Annotated in this window: 5 protein-coding genes; 1 reads left to right on the forward strand and 4 read right to left on the reverse strand. The window is 63.6% G+C overall.

The features are described from left to right. Positions 1-147: 147 nt before the first annotated feature. The 4 genes from pepN to QMX89_RS22245 all read right to left on the reverse strand — a co-directional run bounded on the left by pepN (position 148) and on the right by QMX89_RS22245 (position 4931). Positions 148-2805, reverse strand: coding sequence for an aminopeptidase N (gene pepN, locus QMX89_RS22230; RefSeq protein ID WP_282349914.1), 2658 nt, complete (start codon positions 2803-2805; stop codon positions 148-150). 12 nt (positions 2806-2817) lie between these two features. Next, positions 2818-3648, reverse strand: a complete 831-nt coding sequence (locus QMX89_RS22235) for a DUF2797 domain-containing protein (RefSeq protein ID WP_282349916.1) — start codon at positions 3646-3648, stop codon at positions 2818-2820. A 26-nt stretch (positions 3649-3674) separates the two neighbouring features. Then, complete coding sequence (locus QMX89_RS22240; RefSeq protein ID WP_043187898.1) at positions 3675-3935, reverse strand: DUF1315 family protein; 261 nt, start codon at positions 3933-3935, stop codon at positions 3675-3677. Positions 3936-4007: 72 nt separating this feature from the next. Then, complete coding sequence (locus QMX89_RS22245; protein WP_282349915.1) at positions 4008-4931, reverse strand: LysR family transcriptional regulator; 924 nt, start codon at positions 4929-4931, stop codon at positions 4008-4010. 108 nt (positions 4932-5039) lie between these two features. Between QMX89_RS22245 and QMX89_RS22250 the strand changes: the two genes are divergently transcribed. Next, complete coding sequence (locus QMX89_RS22250) at positions 5040-6242, forward strand: MFS transporter (RefSeq protein ID WP_056843147.1); 1203 nt, start codon at positions 5040-5042, stop codon at positions 6240-6242. Positions 6243-6386 lie beyond the last annotated feature (144 nt).

A 6386-nucleotide genomic window follows, 5' to 3' on the forward strand; every position in this document is an offset into this window, starting at 1 on the left:
CCCACAGGATCTGCTTCCACAGGGCCTGCTATTACAAAGCCCCCCACAAGGTTCTCTCCCACAATGAATGCATGTACACCGCTTCATTGTGGGAACGGGGCGGGCGGCGAGCCCTCTGCCCGCGAAGAGGCCCTACGGATCAACCCATCAGGCCAGGCTTTTGCTGACCACTTCGTAGACGTCGCTGGACAGCGGGCCTGAGGCCAGGATTCGCTCCAGCTCGGCTTTCATCAAGGCCTGACGCTTGCTGTCGTACTTTCTCCAGCGGGTCAGCGGCGACAGCTGGCGCGAGGCGATCTGCGGGTTGAGGGCGTTGAGTTCGATCACCAGATCGGCGAGGAAACGGTAGCCCGAGCCATCGGCGGCGTGGAAGTTGATCAGGTTCTGGCCAGCGAACGCACCGATCAGCGCACGTACCTTGTTCGGGTTCTTCAGAGTGAACGCAGGGTGCTGCATCAGCGCCTTGACCCGCGCCAGCCCGCCCGGCAAACCACTGGCCGCCTGGACGCTGAACCACTGGTCCATGACCAGCGGGTTGTCCTTGAAGTGCTCGGCGAACGCTTGCAGCGCGCGGGCCTTCTCCGCTTCGAACGGCGAGTTGACCAGTACCGCCAATGCCGTCAGGCGTTCGGTCATGTTGTCGCAGGCATCGTATTGTTCGAGGGTAGCGGCCAATACTTCCGGGCGCTCACTGAGCATCAGGTACGACAACGCGATGTTCTGCAGCGCACGGCGGGCGAAATGCTCCTTCTCGGCCACGTACGCCGTGCTCCGGGATACTTCGCGGTTGGCCTGATAGCGCGCCCACAACCCATCGAACAGGCCATCAGCCAACTGCTTGCGGGCGAACTCGCGGGCGGCATGGATCGCATCGACGTCGGCGATCTCGCTGATTTCGGCCAGGTACGCCTCGCTGGGCAGCGAGAGCATCTCGGCCACCATGGCCGGGTCCAGCTCGGTGTTGTCCAGCACGCTGGCCAAGGCCGTCAACAGACGCGAATCCATCACCAGCGACTCGCCGCGCTGGTACTGGCCGATCATTTCCTGCAGCACCTGCACAGACAGTTGCTGGCCCGCATCCCAACGGTTGAAGCCGTCAGTGTCGTGCTGCATGAGGAACATCAGCTGGTCACGGCTGTACGGGAAGCTCAGCTTGACCGGCGCGCTGAAGCCGCGCAGCAGCGACGGCAGCGGTTGCTCGGCGATGTCGACGAAGGTGAAGGTCTGCTCGGCTTCGGTCACCGCCAGTACCCGGCTGGTGCCGACGGCCGTGGCTTCGTCGGCCAGACGCAGCGGCAGCTCCTGGCCGCTGGCATCGAGCAGGCCCAGCGCAACCGGGATCACGAACGGCAGTTTCTCGACCTTGTCCGGGGTCTCTGGGCAGCTCTGGCGCAGGGTCAGGCTGTAAGTGCGCGCCTGGGCATCGAAATGCTCGCTGACCTGCAGGCGCGGCGTGCCGGCCTGGCTGTACCAGCGCTTGAACTGGTTCAGCTCGACACCGTTGGCGTCTTCCATGGCGCGGATGAAATCATCGCAGGTCACGGCTTGGCCATCATGACGTTCGAAGTACAGGTCGCTGCCCTTGCGGAAGCCTTCGGCGCCCAGCAGGGTGTGCAGCATGCCGACCACTTCCGAACCCTTCTCGTATACGGTCAGGGTGTAGAAGTTGGAGATCTCGATGAAGCTGTCCGGGCGCACGGCGTGGGCCATGGGGCCTGCATCTTCGGCGAACTGGTGGGTGCGCAGGTAGGCGACGTCCTGGATGCGCTTGACGGTCGGCGAATGCATGTCGGCGCTGAAGCCTGCATCGCGGTAGACGGTGAAGCCTTCCTTGAGCGACAGCTGGAACCAGTCGCGGCAGGTCACGCGGTTGCCCGACCAGTTGTGGAAATACTCGTGGGCGACGATCGCCTCGACGCGCTGGTGGGCGGCATCGGTGGCGGTTTCGGCGCGAGCCAGCACGGCGCTGGAGTTGAAGATGTTCAGCCCCTTGTTTTCCATGGCGCCCATGTTGAAGTCGTTGACCGCGACGATCATGAAGATGTCCAGGTCGTACTCGCGGCCGTAGGCCTCTTCGTCCCAGCGCATGGATTTCTTCAGGCTGGTCATGGCGTGGGCGCACTTGTCGATGTTTTCCGGCTCGACATAGATGCGCAGTGCCACATCGCGACCGCTCATAGTGGTGAAGCTGTCTTCGACGCACCACAGGTCGCCCGCCACCAGGGCGAACAGGTAGGCCGGTTTCTTGAACGGGTCTTCCCAGGTCGCCCAATGCCGTCCGTCTTCCTGGGGGCCGTTGCCGACCGGATTGCCGTTGGAGAGCAGGATCGGGTACTGCTGCTGGTCGGCGATCAACGTGGTGGTGAAGCGGCTCATCACGTCGGGGCGGTCGAGGTAATAGGTGATCTTGCGAAAGCCTTCGGCTTCGCACTGGGTGCAGAACATGCCGGTGGACTTGTACAGGCCCTCCAGCGCAGTGTTGGTTTCGGGGTGGATGCGCACGCTGGTGTCAACGGTGAAGGCATCGCTGCGCGGTTGCAGGGTCAGACTGTCCGCAGCCAGCTGGTACTGATCGGCCGTCAGGTCAGTGTCGTCGAGCTTGACGCCCAGCAGCTCCATCAACTCGCCGTCGAGCACCAGCGGCGGCAGACCGGCCCCACGCTCCGGGTTGCGACGCATGACCAGTTGCGCATGGACCAGGCTGTGATCGTCGAACAACTCGAAGGTCAGGTGGGTCTCGTCGATCAGATAATCGGGCGCCTGATAGTCTTTCAGGTAGATCATTTTCGGTTGTTCGGTACGCATGCCAAAACCCTTCTACTGATGCACGGCCAGTTGGTAAGCCGTGTATTTGCGAATATTGATGACGCCGGAATCGAATATCAGGTATTGACCCTTGATGCCCAGCAACGTGCCTTCGGCGACGGGGTTCTTGTCCAGGTTGAAGCTGGCGATCTTGCTTGGGTAAGTGTGCACCGGATAGCGGATCTCGATCGGTTCGACATCGTTCAGTGCCTGGATCGCCTGCAGACCGAAGCGGTCCTGGAGCATATGAATACCAGCGGCGCAGCTCTCGAACAATTGTTCGCGGATCGCCACCAGATCCACCGCCGGGGCGTCGCCCTTGAGCAGCGCGCGCCAGTTGGTGCGGTCCGCCACCTGGGAGCGGAACAGGTCTTCGACCAGGCCCGATTGCTGTCGGGTCGCCACGCGCATGATCGGCAGCGCCTGGCTGGCGCCCTGGTCGAGCCAGCGGGTGGGCAGCTGGCTGGCCCGGGTGATACCGACCTTGACCCCCGAAGAGTTGGCCAGATAGACCACATGATCGGTCATGCAGAACTGCTCGCCCCAGGCCGGATCGCGGCAGGTGCCGGCGTCGTAGTGGCATTTTTCCGGGGCCATGATGCACACGTCGCACTGCGCCAGCTTGGTCATGCACGGGTAGCAGTAGCCCTGGCTGAAACTGGTCTTGGTCTTGCGACCGCAATTGACGCAGTGGATGGCGCCGAGAAATTCAAGGCGTATCCGGGTGCCGATCAGGGGGTTGGCGGCTATCTGGGTTTCGCCCAGACGCAGCTGGTATTGCACCACCGGCGCTTCGAGGCGCGCGGACATCTTGCTGGCCGAACCGCGGCCAAGCTCTTGCAGGGTGTCTTGCGTGAAGAGATCGCTGGTCAATGGATCGAGTCCGACTTGAACAGGATGTTCTCGATCGGCGCGGACTTCGAGGCGCATTCCTGCGGGCCCATGTAGCCGGTGCGCTGGTCTTCGGGCAGGTTCTTGGCTTCCCAGGCGATGATCGCCTGCAGGGTCAGTTCCTTTTGCTCGGCGGTCAGCTTGCGGCCGTCGGACCATTTGCCGATCTCGACCGCCAGCTTCAGGCTTTCGTAGATATCAGGGGTGATGTTTTCGATCATGTGGGCGAATGACGACATGCGGAAGCCTCCAATGGATGCTGGCATTTTAAACGCTGTGCCGGGTGCGTAAAGGGAAATCCCGGCGGCCCTTCACGCAACCGTGCCTGCGGGGGTCAGCCGGGCGGTGAGGAACTCCAGCAGGGCATGCACCTTGGGCAGGCTTTCACGGCTTTTCAGCCACACCAGGTTCATCGCCAGGCCATCGGTGGCCAGTGGCGCCAAGACCTCGACCAGGGCGCCGCTGTCCAGATGGCGCTGTACCAGCCAGGTCGGCAGTTGGGCGATGCCCTGCCCGGCCAGCACCGCCATGACCTGCCCTTCGCCATCGCCGACCGCCACGTGGGGATGGATGATCCGCCGCTCCATGTCGCCGGCCTGGCGGCCCTTGAAGTACCAGGGATAGACCGAGCCATCGGTCTGCCCATAGCCGACGCAGCGGTGCTGTTCCAATTCTCGCTCGCCTTGGGGCGTGCCGTGTTCGCGCAGGTAGGCGGGCGCGGCGCAGAACACCAGGCGCTGGCGACCGAAGAAGCGCCGCCCGACGTTGCTCGGCCAGGCATCCGAGCCGCCGATGCGCACGACGATGTCGATGCCTTCCTGGGCGGGGTCGACGAAACGGTCCGAGAAGGATATGTGCGGCTGCAGCCGGGGGTGCTGGGCGGCGAACTCGAGGATCAGCGGCAGCACGTGCAGCCGACCGTAGGACGCCGGCAGGTCGATGCGCAGGCGGCCATGGGGTTCGCGCTGTTCGGCGCTCATCGCCAGCTCGACTTCTTCCAGGTCGGCGAGCACGCCGGTGCAGGTGCGGTAGAAGGTCTGCCCCGCTTCGGTCAACGCCAGGCGCCGTGTGGTGCGCTGGAACAGCCGTACGCCGAGCCGCGCTTCCAGGCGCGCCACGCTTTTGCTGACCGCCGAGTTGCTGAGGTTCAGGCGTTCGGCGGCAGCGGTGAAACTGCCCAGGTCCGCGACGCTGACGAAGACATCGATGCCCTTGAGGCGCTCCGAAGAAAACATAGCCGCTCCGATTGGTGAATTCAGTTCAATTCACAAGGTACCAGATGACCGGAATATGCCGGAGATTCTTCAATAGACTATTGCAAAATCCTTCCGGAGTTAAGTTCGATGCCTTCTTCCCCTATCGCCGGGGCCGTGCCCTCGGCTTCGGTCAACACCGCCTCGGGCATACAGATCCTGATCATGGCCGTGGCGGCGTTCATTATCGTGACCACGGAGTTTCTCATCGTTGGTCTGCTACCCAGCCTGGCGCGCGACCTGGATATTTCCATTGCCCTGGCAGGCCAGGTGGTGACCCTGTTCGCCTTTACCGTGATGCTGTTCGGACCTTACCTGACGGCGCGTCTGGCGCACGTCGAGCGCAAGAAGCTGTTTACCCTGATTTTGCTGGTGTTCGCTGCGTCCAACGTGTTGGCGGCAGTGTCCACCAATATCTGGGTGCTGGCCATCGCGCGCTTCATCCCGGCCCTGGCGCTGCCAGTGTTCTGGGGCACCGCCAGTGAAACCGCAGGGCAACTGGCTGCGCCGGGGCAATCGGGCAAGGCAGTGGCCAAGGTCTATCTGGGCATTTCCGCAGCCCTGGTGTTCGGCGTGCCGCTGGGCACCGTGGCCGCCGACCTGATCGGCTGGCGCGGCAGCTTCTGGGTACTAGCCGGGGTGTCGTTGCTGATCGGTGTGCTGATGCACCTGGTGATGCCGAAGTTGCCAGGCTCGCCGGTCGCTGCGGCCGGCGAGAAGCAGACGGCGATCTTGCGTCAGCCGCGCTTTCTGGCCCATGTGCTGCTGTCGGTGCTGACCTTTACCGCCATGTTTACGGCTTACACCTATCTGGCGGATATCCTGGAACGCCTGGGCGGTGTGCCAGCGGGTCAGGTGGGCTGGTGGCTGATGGGCTTCGGTGCGGTGGGCATGCTGGGTAATCACCTGGGCGGCAGCATGGTGGACAAGCGTCCGCTGGGCGCCATGGTGGTGTTCCTGGTGGTGCTGGGTGCGGGCATGACGGCGGCCGTGGCGTTCGCCGAGCAGCGTGCCTGGTTGATCGCTGCGCTGATCGCCTGGGGCATCGCGTACACCGCGCTGTTCCCGATCTGCCAGGTGCGGGTCATGCAGGCCGGTGCCAAGGCTCAGGCCCTGGCGGCTTCGCTGAACATCTCGGCGGCCAATGCGGGTATCGGTCTGGGCGCCATTCTGGGTGGCCTGGGCATCCGCCAGTTCGGCCTGGACTCCCTGGGTTTGCTGGCCACCGGCATGGCAGTCCTGGCGTTGATCGTGGCATTGCTGATGATCAAGCGCCCTGCCACCGCGAAGTAATTGCATCCGTGTAGCAGCGGCGCGAGCCGCGTCCGACCCTAACGCGGTCTTCCTGGCGTACCGCGCTGACCGCCGACGCGACTTGCGCCGCTGCTACAGGGATCGCGGTGTCGGTGGGTAGGCGGTGTGTCTGTAGCAGCGGCG

The organism is Pseudomonas sp. PS01301, from assembly GCF_029960215.1.
In the GTDB taxonomy this organism is placed as follows: domain Bacteria; phylum Pseudomonadota; class Gammaproteobacteria; order Pseudomonadales; family Pseudomonadaceae; genus Aquipseudomonas; species Aquipseudomonas coleopterorum.